We start from the raw sequence: 15,808 nt of genomic DNA on the forward strand, positions 1-15,808 counted from the left end.
TCAGGCGCATGCAGAGCGTAAAACACCATCGAACTGCACGCAGCGCGCGCGGGACCGGCATGCGGCAGCTGGTTTGGCGTGTTTGCGCACATGACGGGCGTGTCGGCGAGCGGCCAGGGGGCGTTGCGGAGGTGGCAAGTGTGCTGAGCCTCACAGCGCGCCTCGGCCGTCGTCGGCGCCGCATGGCCAGCTTTCGGGCACTCGGTCTCGGCGCTCGAAAGTGACGTTCGGCCAGCTCAGCCAAGCGGTATTGGCATTCTCTTTTTTTGCAAGTACGTTATGCACTGATGGATAACGCACCCGAGACCCCATCGGGGATCCCGCTCGCGCCGGTGTATGGCCCGGCGGACCGGCGCGTCGAGCCGCCGCCGCCGGGGAAGTATCCCTTCACACGGGGCAATTTCGCGTCCGGATACCGCGGCAAGCTGTGGACGTTCCGGCAGTACTCCGGTTTCGGCACCGCCGAGGAATCCAACCGCCGCTACCGTTATCTGCTGGACCAGGGCGGTACCGGATTGTCCGTCGCGCTGGACCTGCCGACCCAGTGTGGGTATGACTCCGACGATCCCGACTTCGGTGAGGAGGTCGGCCGGGTCGGTGTCGCGGTCGACACCCTGGCCGATTTCGAGATCCTGTTCGACGGCATCCCGCTGGATGAACTGAGCACCAGCATGACCATCAACGGCACGGCGGCCATCCTGTTGGCGTTCTACGTCGCCGCCGCCGAGCGAAAAGGAATCCCGCGAGCCAGGCTCACCGGAACCATCCAGAACGACATCCTCAAGGAATACGCCTCGCGCGGCACCTGGATCTGGCCGCCCGAACCGTCGCTGCGACTGATCGCGGACACCATCGAGTTCTGCGCGGCCGAGGTGCCGAGGTTCAACGCAATCTCGGTGGCGGGGGCGCACTTTCGCGACGCCGGCGCCACCGCTGTTCAGGAAATGGCGTTCACCCTGGCCGACGGCGTCACCTACTGCGACACCGTGGTGGAGCGCGGCCGGATGAGCATCGACGAATTTGCGCCGCAGGTCTCCTTCTTCTTCTACACCCACGGCGACTTCTTCGAAGAGGTCGCCAAATACCGTGCGGGACGACGACGTTGGGCCACCATCGTGCGGGAGCGCTACGGGTCCAGTACGGACAAGGCGTCGATGTTCCGGTTTGGCTGCGTCTGCGGGGGCGCCTCGCTATACGGCCCGCAAGCCCAGAACAACGTGGTGCGGGTGGCCTACGAGGCGATGTCGGCGGTCTTGGGTGGTGTCCAGTCGATGTTCACCGCGGCCTGGGACGAGCCGTTCGCGCTGCCGTCCGAGGAGTCCACCACCCTGGCGCTGCGTACGCAGCAGATCCTGGCCTACGAGACCGGCGTCGCGCAGGTCGCCGACCCGTTAGGCGGCTCCTATTTCGTCGAAGCTCTCACCGATGCCACCGAAGCCCGCATCATCGAGATCATGACCGACCTCGAGCAGCACGGGGGCATGGTCAGTGCAATCGAAGACGGTTACCTGCAGGGACTGATCGCCGACGAGGCCTACAGGATCCACCGGGACATCGAGTCCGGTGCCCGGCCCGTGATCGGAGTCAACCGGTTCGTGTCCCAGGAGCCGGAGCCAGACGTCGTCAGCTACGAACTCGACGCCACGGGCCGCGATCTGCAGCTCAAACGGCTGTCCAAGGTGAAGGCCGAAAGAAACGCCGGCGCAGTGCAAATGACCTTGGCCGCGCTCTCGCGCAGCGCGCAGGGATCGGACAACCTGATGCACAAGCTGATCGACTGCGCCAACGCATACTGCACGGTCGGAGAGATGGTCTCCGCGCTCAAAGCGGTCTGGGGCGAGTTTCAGCAGCCGGTGGTGTTTTAGATGGCCGCCCGTATTCTGGTCGCCAAACCCGGTCTGGACGGTCATGATCGGGGCGCCAAGATCGTTGCCCGCACCCTGCGCGACGCGGGGTTCGAGGTCATCTACACCGGTATCCGTCAGCGCATCGAAGACATCGCGTCCATCGCGGTCCAGGAAGACGTCGCCGTGGTGGGGTTGAGCATCCTGTCCGGCTCGCACCTGGCCCTTACCGCGCGCACCGTCGAGGCCCTGCGCGCCGCCGACGCCGCGGACATCGCCGTCATCGTCGGGGGCACCATCCCGCACGCCGACGTGCCCAAGCTGCTCTCCGCCGGTGCGGCCGCGGTGTTTCCCACCGGAACGTCACTTGACGTTCTGGTCCGCGAGATCCGCGCGCTCACCGGAACGCCGGAACCCGCACAGGAGGAACCGTGCGCGTCGGAGTGATGATCGGCGCCGAGCGGGGTGACATGGCCCGCAAGGTGGCCAAGCTGATCGCCGATATCGAATGGGCCGAATCCGCGGGACTGGATACCGCGTGGATGCCACAGGTGCCCGACGATTTCGACTGCCTGACCATGGTGTCGCTGATGGCCGCGCACAGCTCGCGCATCGAGCTGGGCACCGCGGTGGTGCCGCTGCAGGTCCAGCATCCCATTGCTCTTGCCCGCCAAGCGCTCTCGACGCATGCCGTGGCGGGCGGCCGGCTGGCGCTGGGCGTCGGGCCGTCGCACCACTGGATCATCCGCGACATGCTCGGGCTGCCGTACGAGAAGCCGGCGGCCTACACCCGCGACTATCTGCAGGTGCTCAACGCCGCCATCGCCGGACCGGGATCGGTTGACGTCGAGAACAATTCGTTCACGGTGCACAATCCGACCGTGCTGGCGGCCGATCCCCCGATGCCGGTGCTGGTCGCCGCGCTGGGGCCGGTGATGTTGCAGCTGGCCGGCGAACTCGCGGACGGCACCGTGCTGTGGATGGCCGACGAGCGCGCGGTCGGTGACCACATCGCGCCCAACATCACCAAGGCCGCCGCGGATGCCGGCCGCCCGGCGCCGCGGATCGTCGCCGGCATCCCGGTATGCCTCTGTGCGCCTTCGGAAGTCGAGACGGCCAAAGAGCGGGCAAACCGCATCCTGGGTGAGGCGGAGGTGTCGCCGAACTATCAGCGCCTGCTGGAACGCGGCGATGCCCGCGATGTCGGTGATCTGTGTGCGGCGGGTGACCCGGAACAGATCCTGGCCCGCATGCGCCGTTTCGCAGCTGCGGGCGTGACGGACCTGTCGGTGCGGCTGTTGCCGATCGGTGACACCCGCGACGAACTCGTCGCATCCAAGCGCCGGACGCGGGAGATGATCGCCGAGCTGGCAACGGAGTTGCGGTGACGGCCCGCGGGCCGCTGGCAGGGATCCGCATCCTCGAAGTCGGCACCATGCTGGCCGGCCCGTACGCCACCATGCTGCTCGCCGATCTGGGCGCCGACGTCACCAAGATCGAACCGGTAGGCGGCGAGATCTCCCGCGGGGTCTCAGCCAGCTACTTCGCCAGCCTCAACCGCAACAAGTCCAGTGTCTGCCTTGACCTGAATTCACCGCAGGGGCAACAGCGGTTAGGTGAACTCGTCGCGGAATCACATGCGCTGCTGGTGAACCTGAAGCCCTCGGCCATCCGTCGGCTGGGGCTCACCTACGAAGCCTTGCGGCAGCACAACGACAAGATCGTCTGCGTTGCCATCACCGGCTTCGGTCTCGACGGCGGTGACGATCCGGCGTTCGACTACGTGATACAGGCCGGGGTCGGCATCGCCGCACTGACAGGCGATCCGGACGGCCCGCCTACCCTGCCGGGCTATTCGTCGGCGGACAACTCCACCGGAATGTGCGCGGCGCTGGCGCTTTTGGCCAAAATCATCTCCGGCAGCGGCGGACAGGTGGACGTGTCGTTGCGCGACGTGATGTTCTCGCAACTGAACTACCACGCGGCGGCCTATCTCAACGGGGGTACCGAGCCGCGGCGCCGTCCGGGCGGCGCCCACTCATATTATGTTCCGGCACAGCTGTTTCCGACGGCCGGCGGGTATCTCGCACTGTTCATCACTCATGACGAATTCTGGAAATGCTTCGCCACCGAGGCCGGTATCGACGGATTCGAGACGATGGCCCAGCGGGTCGCGCAGCGCGACGAGGTGCTGGCCGTGGTCACCGCGGCCCTGGCGACCGACACCGCGGCGCGCTGGGAGCGCCGGCTGCGCATCCTCGGCGTGCCCGCGGCGGCGGTGCGAACGCTGCCCGAGGCGCTCGATGCGACACCGGAAGTGATCGTGCAGGCGGGTGACATGAGATTGGTCGGCAGTCCGATCCAGGTCTGGGGCTACCAGCCCGACTACCGCCCGCCGCCCGTATTGGAGGGCTAGCGGCTTCCGCGCGGTGGAAATACTTCCCGAGCGATTGCGGTTGCTCTCGTTACGACAAGGGAGGCCGAGCAATGGCTGACAATCCTCGAGCCGGCGCCCTCGGCTTCCATCCCGGCGAGCTTGCCGTCCAGCAACAGGCGGGCGTGCAGGCAGCCGCGGCCAGGCTGGCCCCGATGGTTGCCGGCGGCGAGCTGCGCGGCGGCGCCGGTACCTTTCTCGCCAAGGTGACATTCGCCGCTCTGACCGCCCGCGACGGAGCCGGCCGGCTCTGGGTGTCGCCTCTGTCCGGTCCTCCTGGATTCCTGCGGGTCGCGTCCGCCACCACGCTGCAGATCCAGACGCCACCCCCAGCGGCAGACCCCTTGCGCGTGTTGCCTGTGCACCAACCGGTCGGCGTGGTCGCGATGGACTTCGCCACCCGTCGCCGGCTGCGCGTCAACGGCATGCTGACCCGCGCCGGAGACGACGGGCTGACGATCGCCGTGGAGCAGGCGTACGGCAACTGCCCGCAGTACATCACGCCGCGACACCTGTCCATCGGCACCGCTCAGCGTTCGAACGTCCTGCGCGGGACCGAACTACGGCACCAGGACATCGAATTCGTCCAGGCCGCCGACACGTTCTTCCTGGGCACCTCCCACCCTGAGTCCGGCAATGACGCATCGCACCGCGGCGGCCCCGCCGGATTCGTCCGCGCCGCACCTGGGCTGGTGTGGTGGCCAGATTACCCGGGCAACAAGATGTTCAACAGCTTCGGGAATCTGTTCGTCGATCCCTCTGCCGCCCTGTTGTTCGTCGACTCCGACAGCGGCGCAACGCTTCAGCTGTCCGGTACCGCCTCGGTGCGCTGGGACGGCGACGCCGGCGACAGGCGGGTGATGTTCGCCCCGGAGGAAGTGATCGCGGTCGACGCGTCCGTCTAGCCCACCGGATGGCAATCGGCGATCACCTCGAGCAGTCGCGGAATCGGCGGCGGATCCAGTTGCAGCGCACCGGACATGGTCAGTTTGGCCCCGCTCATGCCCTGCAGGACGGCCTGCAGATCGTCGCCTTCGATCTCGTAGAGGGCGACGTAGGGTCCTTCGCCGTTGACCGGTCGCAGCCGGCGCGCCGAGACGATCCCGTCAAGGGCGACGAGTTCCGGCAGGTGGACCTCGTCGTACCAGGTGTTGTATTCCTGTTCGCGGTCGGGCGAACTCGGATAGGTCTCGACATAGATGATGCCCTTGGCCATAGTGGCTAGCCTTTCGTGACTACTCGTAATGCACGGTGATCCGCGTCGTGTCCGGAATGCCCTGGCACGTCAGAATGTAGCCGTCGGCCACCTCGTCGTCGTCGAGGGCGTCGTTGACGCGCATGGTGGCGCTGCCCTCGGTGAGCCTGGCCATACAGGTGCCGCAATTGCCGGCTTCGCAGTTGAACGGCGGGTCCAGCCCGGCCCGGCGCGCGGTTTCCAACAATGTCTCGCCCGGGACGCGCGGCACCGACACTTTCCTGCGCTCAAGGTGAATCGTCACCACGGCGGCCTCCGTCATGGGCACCTTCCGTACTTGTATTCTTCAGTATTGAGAATACTATTCTCACCAAAAGATAGGACCTTCTCAAGGTTGCGGGAGGGATCGAGACGTGACCGGATCGGCGGCGCTCGCATTCGAGGATCAACACGTGGGCCGGCCTGAACTCGATGCGTTGACCGGCAGCCTGGCCGCGACCCTACGGAAGCGAGGCGTTGGTGCCGGCCGGCGGGTCGCGCTCATGGCGTCCAACCGGCCGGAGTTCATCGCCGCCGTGCACGCGATCTGGCGACTCGGCGCGTCGGCCGTTCTGATCAGCCCGGCGTGGAAACGCGACGAAGTCGAGCACGCACTGGCGTTGACGGAGCCCGCCGATGCGGTCGGCGACCATCCGGTGCTGGCCGCGATGATGCCGATGCTGCACCTGGACGAACCCGTCGCGCCGGTCGAATTCGCACCGGCTCCGGTGCCGGTAGACGGTGACGCGGTGCTGGTCTTCAGCTCCGGCACCACCGGGCTGCCCAAGGCCGTGCGGCACACACACGCATCGTTGAACGCGGCGGTTCGGCACTGGCGCGGCGCACTGGGCTTGACCGAGCGGGACCGGCTGCAGGTGACCACCCCGCCGTCACACATCCTCGGACTGCTCAACATCCTTACCGCGCTGCGCACCGGCGCTTTTGTCAGGCTGCACCGTCGCTTCGACGTCGACCGGATGCTGCGGCACATCGAAAGCGACCGCATCACCGTCGAAATGGCCGTCGCGCCAATCGCCTTGGCCATCGCGTCGCACCCCGTCCTGGAGTCCTATGATCTGTCGTCGCTGCGGTACATCATGTGGGGCGCCACGCCGGTGACCGCCGGCATCGCCGAATCGGTGACCCGGCGCACCGGCATCGGTTGGGTGCCGGCGTACGGCACGACAGAACTTCCGGTGATCGCCTGTAATCCGTTGAGCGGCGCCCGGCTGGATTCGGTGGGCCGCGCGGTGCCGGGTGTCCGGGTGCGGGTGGTCTCGTTGGAAACCGGGGAGCCCGCCAGTCCGGGTCAGGTCGGCGAGATCCAGGCCCGGTCCGACTCGCTGATGGCGGGCTACCTGCCGACCGGGGCGAGCGCCGAAGTCCTTGACGCCGGCTGGTACCGCACCGGAGACGTCGGCTGGCTGGACGCCGATGGTTGGCTGCGGATCACCGACCGCCTCAAAGAGATGATCAAGGTGCGGGGCTTTCAGGTCGCGCCCGCCGAAATCGAGACCGTGTTGCACGGCCATCCCGCGGTGAAGGACTGTGCGGTCTTCGGCGTTGCCGACGGCGTCAACGGTGAAGCCATCGTGGCGGCCGTCGCCACCCACACCCAGGTCGACGCCGACGAACTCACCGCCCGGGTGGGTGCGGCGCTCGCGTCCTACAAACAGCTGAGCCGGGTGGTGTTCGTGACCGAAATTCCCCGCCTGCCCTCGGGCAAGGTGTTACGAAGAGTGCTCAAGGAGAGCTATGGATGTACGTCTGAGCACTGAACAGCAGCAACTTCGCGATGCCGCGGCCAAGATGGCCGACGACCTCGGGCCGGCCGCCGTGCGGGAGCTGACCGATCAGAGCCGAAGGGCCCGGCTGGACAAGCAGATTGACATGACGGGCTGGCGGTCGCTGCGATCCGACGGCGCGTCGGGGGTTGAAGTCGCGTTGATTGCCGAGGAATTCGGGCGCCGGCTGGTCGACGCACCGTTCCTGGGGCCGGTACTTGCCGACGAGCTGGCGCGGCACCTCGGGACGAACATCGGTGACGCGACGATCGCGGTAGACGGCGTGGCGTTCGACACCCGCGGCTTTGGGCGCGCGTTGCTGCTCTCGGGCACCAGCGTGCTGGCGGCCGGCATCGACGGCGACTGCGACGGTGCGGACCTGACCCGCGCCTGCGCCGGCATCGCGGACACGCCCGCCGTGTTGGGTGAGCTAACGGACGAGGCCGCACAGCGATGGCATGCCCTCGCGCTGGTCGGCACCGCTGCTGACCTGCTCGGTGCGGCGCGCGGCGCGCATGCCCTGGCTTGTGACTACGCGAAAATCCGTGAGCAGTACGGCAAGTCGATCGGGTCCTATCAGGCCATCGCACACCTGCTGGCCGAAAGCCTGGCGCTGGTCGAGGGCTCGGTCAGTGTGCTGCGGCACGGCGCGTGGGCGGTGGACGAACTGGAACCGGCGCAAGCGATTCATGCCGCGCGGGTGGCGAAGGTGTACTGTGCCCGCGCTACCCGAACCGTGTGCGAGACTGCGATTCAGGTGCACGGCGGCATCGGCAACACCTGGGAATGCCTGGCGCACGTGTATCTGCGCCGGGCGCTGACATCGACCGAACTGTGGCCGGTCAGCCTGAAGGAGGTCTTCCGTGGACTTTCGTGATTCAGCGCAGGAGGCAGAGTTCCGGCAGCGACTCCGAACCTGGCTTTCGTTGCACGCCAAGGAGTTCGGTGGATCCGGCGACGAGTACTGGGCCCGCCAGGCGGACTGGCACCGAGCACTCTACGACGAGGGCTTCTTCGGGCTGTCCTGGCCACGCGAGTACGGCGGCCTCGAATTGCCGCCGGTGTATGACGTCATCGTCGACGAGGAAATCGCACGCGCCGGCGCACCGCCGCGCCCCAGCGTCGGATACCTGGTCATCGGGATCGGCCGGCACGGCAGTGATGCACTGCGGCAACGATTCCTGCCCGGCATCATCAACGGGTCCGAGCGCTGGTGTCAGGGGTTCAGCGAGCCTGGTGCGGGCTCGGACCTGGCCGCGCTGACCACCACCGCGACGCGTGTCGGCGACCACTACGTGATCCACGGGCACAAGATCTGGACCAGCTACTCCGACGTCGCCGACTGGTGTCTGCTGCTGGCCCGCACCGACCCGGCCGCCAAGCGGCACCGCGGCCTGTCGGCCTTCGTGCTGTCGATGAAACAGCCTGGCGTGCAACAACGTCCGCTGCAGATGATCAACGGTGTCACGAACGAATTCGGTCAGGTATTCTTCGACGGCGCCACCGTCGCGGCCGACCGCATGGTCGGCGCCCACGGGGACGGGTGGGCAGTCGCAATGACCGTTGTCGGGCACGAACGGGAACCTTCCACGCTGGGCTACGCGGCCCGTTACAACAAACTGGTCGCGCAATTGGTGGCCCGCGGCCAGGGCCAGGCGGACGACTCGGCAAAAGATGAGGTGGCCTGGGCTGCGGTGCAGGCCGAGATGCTGACCCATCACGTGCGGCGTCGGCTGTCCGAGCAGCTCGACAACGTGTCGCACGGTCCCGAGGGCTCGCTGGACAAGCTGCTGATGACCTGGGTGGAACAGGCCGTCGGGCACGCGGCGCTGGCCGTCGGCGGCACCCGCGACCCGGGTCTGCTCAGCGCCTACCTGTACAGCCGCGCGCAGAGCGTGATGGGCGGGACATCACAGATTCAGAAGAACATCATCGCCTCGCGAATTCTGGGATTGGGAGTCTGACATGTACGACATGCCAAGCGAAATCGACGTCCGCGCAGAAGGGGCGCTGCGCATCATCACCCTGAACCGGCCGGAGGATCTCAACGCCGTCAACGACAGTCTGCACGTCGGCCTCGCCCGGTTGTGGCAGCGCCTGACCGACGACGCGTCGGCGCGCGCAGCCGTCATCACCGGCAGTGGCAAAGCCTTCTCGGCCGGTGGGGATTTCGCTTACCTGGCCGAGCTGGCCGAAGACGCCGACCTGCGCGCCAAGACGATTCGCGATGGACGCGAGATCGTGCTCGGCATGGCGCGGTGCCGGATCCCGGTGATCGCGGCCGTCAACGGCCCCGCCGTCGGGTTGGGCTGCAGCCTGGTGGCGTTGAGCGACATCGTCTACATCGCCCCGCACGCGTTTCTCGCCGACCCGCACGTGCAGGTGGGGCTCGTGGCCGCCGACGGCGGACCGCTGACCTGGCCCCTGCACATCAGCCTGATGCTGGCCAAGGAATATGCGCTGACCGGCACCAGGATTGGCGCCGACCGGGCGGTCGAGCTCGGTCTGGCCAATCACGTTGCCGAGGATCCGTTCGCGGCGGCGGTGGACTGCGCCAAGAAGATCATGGAGTTGCCGCAGCAGGCGGTGGAAAGTACGAAGCGCGTGCTCAATATCCATCTGGAGCGCGCAGTGCTGGCCAGTCTGGACTATGCGCTGTCGGCCGAGCACCAGTCGTTCGTGACCGAGGACTTTCGGGCGATCGTCAGCAAGCTCAACGCCGCCAAGAACTGAAACTCAGCCCAGCGAGACCAGGTCTTCCACCGAATCGCGCGGCAGCGGGCCGTCGGCGACGGCGGTGATCACCGAGTCGGTCAATTCGATCGCGCCGCCGTGGTTGTCCAGGAAGGCGGTGTCGGCGGCGTCGCGTCCGGTGGCGATGCGCAGCATCGTCTGGCGCGGTGCCAGGCAGGTCGCATCCACCACTTGCCACTTCCCGTCGATCAGGGCCTCGGCGACGGCGTGGAAGTCCATCGGGTCACATCCCGGTGCGTACACCGCAACCAGGCGGGCGGGCACGTTGACCGCGCGCAGCAGCGCGACGACCAGATGCGCGTAGTCGCGGCACACACCTGCCCCGGCCAGCAGGGTGTCCGTCGCGCCGTCGATCGGATCACTGGACCCCGGAACGTATTTCAGCCTCGTTCCCACCCATGACGAAACGTTCTCCAGCAACGTCACGGAGTTGGTGTACCGCCCGAATTCGGTGGCGGCGAAACCGAAGAACTTGTCGGCCTCGGCGTAGCGGCTGGGCCGCAGGTAGGTCGACACATCGAGGTCACGGACCGCAATCGGATCGGCACGGCCGGTAACCGTGGCCTCGTAGGAGACCTGTAGATTGCCCGTTCCGATTTCGGCGGTGTGGATCCGGGTGCCGTGCTCGCCGGTGATCTCGCGCACCGAGACCGGTTCGCCGTCCAGCTGCACCTTCAACGACTCGTCGATCCGCAGTCCGGGCAGGGACGCGACCGCGATCTGGAATTCCAGTGTCGTGGGATCGTTGACTTTGACCTGCAAGTTGGCCCCGACCTCGCGCTTCATCAACGCGTCCCCCTTGTGACGATCACGGCGCAACTACGATGCCTGTAGCCAACCACAGCTCGCCCGTGCCCGCATTCGCTGATATTCACGTTCTGTCGTGGTGGCCCAGGAACTCGCGCATCACCGCGTCGAAACGCTCTGGCTCCTCGATGAAGGGGACGTGAGCGGTGTTGTCGAAGAACTCGAAGCACGAGCCGGTGATGCGCTCGTGCATTCCCCGCATGTGCTCCGGCGAACACTCGTCATACCTGCCGGCCAGCAGCAACGTAGGTACGGATATCTCGCCCAGCCGGTCGACGACATCCCAGTCCCGGATGGTGCCGAGGATGTGAAAGCCGCTGGGCCCGAACATCGTTCGGAAGATTTCCGTGCCCATATTCTGGAAGGCCCGGTAGAGGTCGCGCGGCCAGGGCAGCGAGCGGCACAGAAAGGTTTGGTTCCAGGTCGTGATCGCGGCCTGGTATTCCCGGGAATCGGTGGTGCCGGCGGCTTCGTGGCGGTCGATCGCGTCTTGAGTGGCGGTGTCCAACTCGGCCTTCAGTCGGATCACGTTCTCGGCGAACACGGGTATCGACGCCGTGCTGTTGGAGATGGTGAAGCTGGCGGCGCCGGACGGGACATCCAATACGTACTGCAGTGCCAGCATGGCGCCCCAGGAGTTGCCGAAGATGTGGAAGGCCTTGAGCTGCAGAGCCTTGATGACGGCGTCCATTTCGGCCACCGAACGCTCCATGGTCCACAGCCCGGGGTCAGACGGGCGTTCGGAGTTGCCGCAGCCGAGCTGATCCCAGAAGATGACTTCGCGTTCATCGGCCAGTCGCTCCAGGGAGCACAGGTAATCGTGCGGCAGACCCGGACCGCCGTGCACCACCAGCAGAGGTAGGCCGTCCCCGGAACCCACCCGCTTGAACCACACCCGGCCGCCGGGAACCTCGATTGATTTCACGGTGCCATTATGGTTCCGCGACCAGACACAAAATCGCACAATTCCCTTCGGAAATGTGCGATTTTGTGTCTGCTCGCGGGAAGGTGAGAGAATGGGGTTCTCGCCGACACCCGCCCCCGCCGAACGGACGCAATCCTGGACGTCTCCGATCTGATTGCCAAGGCGCGCAGCGGTTCTCCGCGCGCTGCCGGTCGCCTGCTGAGCCTGGTCGAAAGCGATCGCCGGGACGAGGTACTGGCCGGAATCCCGCCGGCACAGCCCGTCCGCGTGATCGGCGTTACCGGCCCGCCCGGTGCCGGCAAGTCGACGACGATCGGGGCCCTGGTGGGCGCCTACCGGCAGCGGCGGAGCCGGGTCGCGGTGCTGGCCGTGGATCCCTCGTCGCCGTTCAGCGGTGGCGCCCTGTTGGGTGACCGCATCCGGATGACCGCGCACATCAACGACGCCGATGTGCTCATCCGTTCAGTCGCCAGCCGTGGGCATCTCGGCGGCCTCGCCGCCGCGGTCCCCGCGGCGATCAGGCTGCTCGGGGCCATCGGCTATCAGGTCCTGCTGCTGGAAACCGTCGGAGTGGGGCAGTCGGAAATAGAGATCGCCGCGGTCGCCGACCCGACCGTCGTCGTACTCAACCCCGGTGCCGGCGACGCCGTGCAGGCCGCCAAGGCCGGTCTGCTGGAAATCGCCGACATTGTGGTCGTCAACAAGGCCGACCGCGATGGCGCCGCGCAGACCGTGCGCGATCTGCGCGCCGAAACCAGTGTCCCGATCGTCAGCCTGATCGCCGCGCGCGGGGACGGGCTCGGGGATCTGTTGGCCGCTATCGACGCCCACCACCGCACTGACAGTCGCACGCGCCGGTTGGCCCGGGCCCGAGCGCAGATTCTGTCGCTGGCGCAGACTCGGCTGCGAACCCGCACGGATCTGGAGTTGCTGGCGGAGTCGGTGGTCGACGGACGCAGCGATCCCTACACCGCCGCCGAACATCTGCTGTCACCGGAACCCGACTGACCGGGGGACGGCGGTTCCGGCAATCGGAGGACATGGAATTCAACCCTGTCGGTGGCCGCTCACCCGACAGACAGCAACGACGAGTACGGGCAATCTCATTGGCATGAACTCATTCGTGACCAGCCAGCCTGAACTGCTGACATCGGCCGCGGGAAACCTCGAGTCCATCGGTACCGCGATGATCGCGAGCAACACTGCCGCTGCCGCGCCGATTACCAGCGTCGTACCAGCCGCCGCCGACGAGGTGTCGGCGCTGACGGCGGCCCAGTTCGCCGCCCACGGTGCCCTCTACCAGGCAATCAGCGCTCAGGCCGCGGCGTTTCATCAGCTGTTCGTGTCCACCCTGACTTCCAGTGCCGGTTGCTACGCGGCGACCGAGGCTGCCAACGCGGTAGCGGCGCGCTGAGAACACACAGCAACCAATGGTGTACGGGGCATTGCCGCCCGAGATCAACTCCGGGCGCATGTACGCAGGGCCTGGAGCGGGTTCGTTCATGGCTGCTGCAGCCGGGTGGGACGGGCTCGCGGTCGATCTGATCTCGACGGCAACGGGCTTCGACGCGGTGATCACCGGATTGATCAGCGGGCCCTGGCTGGGTGCGACGTCCGTCGCTATGGCCGCCGCGGCCGCACCATACGTCGCTTGGCTGAACGCCTCTGCGGCGCAGGCCGAGGAGGCCGCCGGACAGGCGAAAGCCGCCGCCGCGGCCTACGAGGCGGCCTACTCCATGACCGTGCATCCGGCGCTCGTCGCGGCCAATCGCGCGCAGCTGGCGACCCTGGTCGCCACCAACTTCCTGGGACAGAATTCCCCCGCGATCGCGCTCACCGAGATGCAGTACGGAGAAATGTGGGCTCAGGATGCCGCCGCGATGTACTGCTATGTCGCGTCATCGGCGGCAGCAATGCAGCTGACGCCGTTCACCGCGCCGCCCCAGATGGTCGCGGGCTTGGTCAGTCAGGCCGCCTCAGTCGCTCAGACCAGCGGCACCTCTCTGGCGAGTACGGTCGCGTCGGTGTTGTCGGGGCTGGGTTCGATGGGTCTCGGGGATGGCGTGCTGCCGGGCTGGATCACCGATCTCGACACCGTGATGAGCATCTTCGGCACACCGTTCTTCGTGTGCACCTCCTCGGCCGGACTGATGATGTCGATGCTGTCGACGATCAAGGGCCTCTTTCCTGCCGCCGCCGCCATCGGCAGCCAGATCGCGGCCTCGGCGGCCACCGGCGCGGCCGGTTTGGAATCGGCCGGTCTCACCAGCGCGGTGGCCGCGAGCCTCGGTGCAGCCGAGTCGGTCGGCGGACTGTCGGTTCCGGCCGCCTGGGCAGCGTCGGCTCCGACACTGAGCCATGCCGCCGTGGCGGCGTTGCCGGGCGCCGTGAGTGCCGCCGCTCCGTCGGTCGGCTCGGCCGCTCCCGGCCTTTTAGGAGGGTTGCCGTTGTCCGGTGGCCAGGGTCGGGCCGACTCCGGCGGCAGCACCCTCCAGGACGGCATCACACCGCTGCGGGTGCTGCCGAGTCTCATCGGCTGACCGCGACCGTGTCCCCCGATTGGCTGACGTGGGTCCGCCACACTTGGGCCCGATCGGTGGAGTTATCAAACCGTGATCGCCCATAACGTTCCACGGGTGACGACCGCGGTGCCAGGCGCAGTAGCCGGACTCCAGACTTCCGAGGGGAGGTCCGCCCCCCGGCCGGCCGTATGCACCGGCGGTGGCGCCCTGCGCGGAAGCACACGGTCGCGCGCGAGGACAGCACTGCGCAGCACCCCGTTACTGCGGCACCGAGACAGCGGGCGCACCCAGTCGGCTCGCGGTGAATATCCGGCGGTCATCTGGCTGCTGCTGGGCGGCAACTTCGTGGTGCGCGGGGCGGGCTTCGCCTATCCCTTCCTGGCCTACCACGTCGCTGGTCGCCATCACGCCGCCGATGCGGTGGGTGCCGTGCTGGCCGCCTTCGGCGTGGGCTGGGCTATCGGGCAGCTGTTGTGCGGATGGCTGGCCGACCGGATCGGTGCCCGGATGACCCTGGTGTCCACCATGCTCGTGGCTGCCACGGTGCTGGTGTTGATGGCGCAGGCGTCCAGCGTGCCGGCCCTGTTCATCGGAGCCGTGATCACCGGCATCGTGTATGACGCGCCGCGCCCGGTCCTGGGCGCCGCGATCGCCGAGCTGGTTCCCGACCCTGCGCGCCGCGCCAAACTCGACGCCTTCCGCTTCGGCTGGGTGGTGAGCATCGGGCGTGCCATCACCGGCGGGGTCGGCGGGATGCTGGTCGGCGCGCTCGGCGTGCCGGTGCTGTTCTTCATCAACGCCGTCGGTTGCTTCATGTTCGCGGTCGTCGCAGCCGGTTGCGTGCCCGGCCGTGGCCGCAGGCCGGCGAGGGGCACACCCAAGCCCCGCAGCCTCGGCTACCGCAGGGCATTCGCTGACACCCGTCTGACGCTGCTGTTCGCTTCGAGCCTGGCCACGCTGATCGCGGTGCGGGGGCTGTACGCCGCCGTCCCCATGCTGATGGCCGACCGCGGTCTGGGCGCCGGCCAATTCGGTTGGGCGCAACTGGCCAACGCGCTGGCCGGACTGGCCCTGACCCCGGTGATCACGCCCTGGGTCGGCAGGAAAGTGGCAGCCCGTGTGCAGCCGCGACTGGACATCCTTGCTCTTGCCGGCTTGTGGACAACGATCAGCATGGGCTGGGCGGCGATGGCGCACACCACCTTCGAGTTCGGACTGGCCACTGCCATGTCGACGCCCGGTGAGCTGGCGTGGTTCGTCATCGCGGCCGGCGTCGTGCACCGGATCGCTCCGCCCGCCACTGGTGGCCGCTACCACGGAATCTGGTCGATGTCGGTGGCCGTGGCCTCGGTCATCGCCCCGATCCTGGCCTCCTTCAGCCTCGTGCACGGCGGCCATGCGCTCGTAGCTGTCATCACGGTGGGGGCCGGAGCTCTCGGTGCCGCCCTGTGCCTACCACTGGCCCGGACCCTGAACAGGTCAACCGTCTAACCCGTCCATCCCA

The 15,808-nt window shown here is 67.3% G+C and carries 17 protein-coding genes; 13 read left to right on the plus strand and 4 right to left on the minus strand.

The annotated features are described in order from the left end of the window. The first annotated feature begins 287 nt into the window (after nucleotides 1–287). The 5 genes from ACX9NE_RS19345 to ACX9NE_RS19365 all read left to right on the plus strand — a co-directional run bounded on the left by ACX9NE_RS19345 (nucleotide 288) and on the right by ACX9NE_RS19365 (nucleotide 5,183). Entirely contained in the window at nucleotides 288–1,865 is a 1,578-nt protein-coding gene (locus ACX9NE_RS19345; protein ID WP_459363354.1) for a methylmalonyl-CoA mutase family protein, read from the plus strand. Next, complete coding sequence (locus tag ACX9NE_RS19350) at nucleotides 1,866–2,291, plus strand: cobalamin-dependent protein (RefSeq protein WP_459363355.1); 426 nt, start codon at nucleotides 1,866–1,868, stop codon at nucleotides 2,289–2,291. Next, the gene (locus ACX9NE_RS19355) at nucleotides 2,276–3,232 is read left to right on the plus strand and encodes an LLM class F420-dependent oxidoreductase (RefSeq protein WP_459363356.1); all 957 of its coding nucleotides are present in this window, start codon (nucleotides 2,276–2,278) and stop codon (nucleotides 3,230–3,232) included. The genes ACX9NE_RS19350 and ACX9NE_RS19355 overlap by 16 nt, the downstream gene beginning before the upstream one ends. Nucleotides 3,233–3,279: 47 nt before the next feature. Continuing rightward, complete coding sequence (locus ACX9NE_RS19360) at nucleotides 3,280–4,260, plus strand: CaiB/BaiF CoA transferase family protein (protein WP_459363431.1); 981 nt, start codon at nucleotides 3,280–3,282, stop codon at nucleotides 4,258–4,260. A gap of 71 nt (nucleotides 4,261–4,331) precedes the next feature. After that, nucleotides 4,332–5,183 carry a pyridoxamine 5'-phosphate oxidase family protein gene (locus ACX9NE_RS19365; RefSeq protein ID WP_459363357.1) on the plus strand — a complete coding sequence of 284 codons (852 nt, stop codon included), beginning with the start codon at nucleotides 4,332–4,334 and terminating at the stop codon, nucleotides 5,181–5,183. Here the strand turns inward: ACX9NE_RS19365 and ACX9NE_RS19370 are convergent. Together ACX9NE_RS19370 and ACX9NE_RS19375 are read right to left on the minus strand one after the other, a co-directional pair. Continuing rightward, nucleotides 5,180–5,494, minus strand: coding sequence for a hypothetical protein (locus ACX9NE_RS19370; protein ID WP_459363358.1), 315 nt, complete (start codon nucleotides 5,492–5,494; stop codon nucleotides 5,180–5,182). The genes ACX9NE_RS19365 and ACX9NE_RS19370 overlap by 4 nt on opposite strands. A gap of 19 nt (nucleotides 5,495–5,513) precedes the next feature. Further along, complete coding sequence (locus ACX9NE_RS19375; protein WP_459363359.1) at nucleotides 5,514–5,795, minus strand: 2Fe-2S iron-sulfur cluster-binding protein; 282 nt, start codon at nucleotides 5,793–5,795, stop codon at nucleotides 5,514–5,516. A 91-nt stretch (nucleotides 5,796–5,886) separates the two neighbouring features. Between ACX9NE_RS19375 and ACX9NE_RS19380 the strand changes: the two genes are divergently transcribed. Genes ACX9NE_RS19380 through ACX9NE_RS19395 form a run of 4 tightly spaced genes read left to right on the plus strand, consistent with a single transcriptional unit; the run spans nucleotide 5,887 to nucleotide 10,029 of the window. Then, complete coding sequence (locus tag ACX9NE_RS19380) at nucleotides 5,887–7,290, plus strand: class I adenylate-forming enzyme family protein (RefSeq protein ID WP_459363360.1); 1,404 nt, start codon at nucleotides 5,887–5,889, stop codon at nucleotides 7,288–7,290. After that, nucleotides 7,268–8,173: an acyl-CoA dehydrogenase family protein gene (locus ACX9NE_RS19385; RefSeq protein WP_459363361.1), complete on the plus strand. Its 906-nt coding sequence runs from the start codon at nucleotides 7,268–7,270 to the stop codon at nucleotides 8,171–8,173. The genes ACX9NE_RS19380 and ACX9NE_RS19385 overlap by 23 nt, the downstream gene beginning before the upstream one ends. Then, a complete protein-coding gene (locus ACX9NE_RS19390) occupies nucleotides 8,160–9,260 on the plus strand; it encodes an acyl-CoA dehydrogenase family protein (RefSeq protein WP_459363362.1) in 1,101 nt (366 codons plus the stop codon). The genes ACX9NE_RS19385 and ACX9NE_RS19390 overlap by 14 nt, the downstream gene beginning before the upstream one ends. 1 nt (nucleotide 9,261) lies before the next feature. Beyond that, nucleotides 9,262–10,029: an enoyl-CoA hydratase/isomerase family protein gene (locus ACX9NE_RS19395; RefSeq protein WP_459363363.1), complete on the plus strand. Its 768-nt coding sequence runs from the start codon at nucleotides 9,262–9,264 to the stop codon at nucleotides 10,027–10,029. A 3-nt stretch (nucleotides 10,030–10,032) separates the two neighbouring features. Here ACX9NE_RS19395 and ACX9NE_RS19400 read toward each other — a convergent pair whose 3' ends face one another. Both ACX9NE_RS19400 and ACX9NE_RS19405 read right to left on the minus strand, forming a co-directional pair. Beyond that, complete coding sequence (locus tag ACX9NE_RS19400) at nucleotides 10,033–10,836, minus strand: transglutaminase-like domain-containing protein (protein ID WP_459363364.1); 804 nt, start codon at nucleotides 10,834–10,836, stop codon at nucleotides 10,033–10,035. An 85-nt stretch (nucleotides 10,837–10,921) separates the two neighbouring features. Further along, nucleotides 10,922–11,782 carry a proline iminopeptidase-family hydrolase gene (locus tag ACX9NE_RS19405; protein ID WP_459363365.1) on the minus strand — a complete coding sequence of 287 codons (861 nt, stop codon included), beginning with the start codon at nucleotides 11,780–11,782 and terminating at the stop codon, nucleotides 10,922–10,924. Between the two features lie 135 nt (nucleotides 11,783–11,917). On the opposite strand from ACX9NE_RS19405, the gene ACX9NE_RS19410 reads away from it, so the two are divergent. The 4 genes from ACX9NE_RS19410 to ACX9NE_RS19425 all read left to right on the plus strand — a co-directional run bounded on the left by ACX9NE_RS19410 (nucleotide 11,918) and on the right by ACX9NE_RS19425 (nucleotide 15,795). Then, on the plus strand, nucleotides 11,918–12,790 hold the full coding sequence (locus ACX9NE_RS19410) for an ArgK/MeaB family GTPase (protein ID WP_459363432.1): 873 nt from the start codon (nucleotides 11,918–11,920) through the stop codon (nucleotides 12,788–12,790). 103 nt (nucleotides 12,791–12,893) lie between these two features. After that, entirely contained in the window at nucleotides 12,894–13,196 is a 303-nt protein-coding gene (locus tag ACX9NE_RS19415; RefSeq protein ID WP_459363366.1) for a PE family protein, read from the plus strand. 16 nt (nucleotides 13,197–13,212) lie between these two features. Further along, on the plus strand, nucleotides 13,213–14,322 hold the full coding sequence (locus tag ACX9NE_RS19420) for a PPE family protein (protein WP_459363367.1): 1,110 nt from the start codon (nucleotides 13,213–13,215) through the stop codon (nucleotides 14,320–14,322). A gap of 225 nt (nucleotides 14,323–14,547) precedes the next feature. Next, nucleotides 14,548–15,795 carry an MFS transporter gene (locus ACX9NE_RS19425; protein WP_459363433.1) on the plus strand — a complete coding sequence of 416 codons (1,248 nt, stop codon included), beginning with the start codon at nucleotides 14,548–14,550 and terminating at the stop codon, nucleotides 15,793–15,795. Nucleotides 15,796–15,808 lie beyond the last annotated feature (13 nt).

Source organism: Mycobacterium sp. ML4, assembly GCF_054515735.1.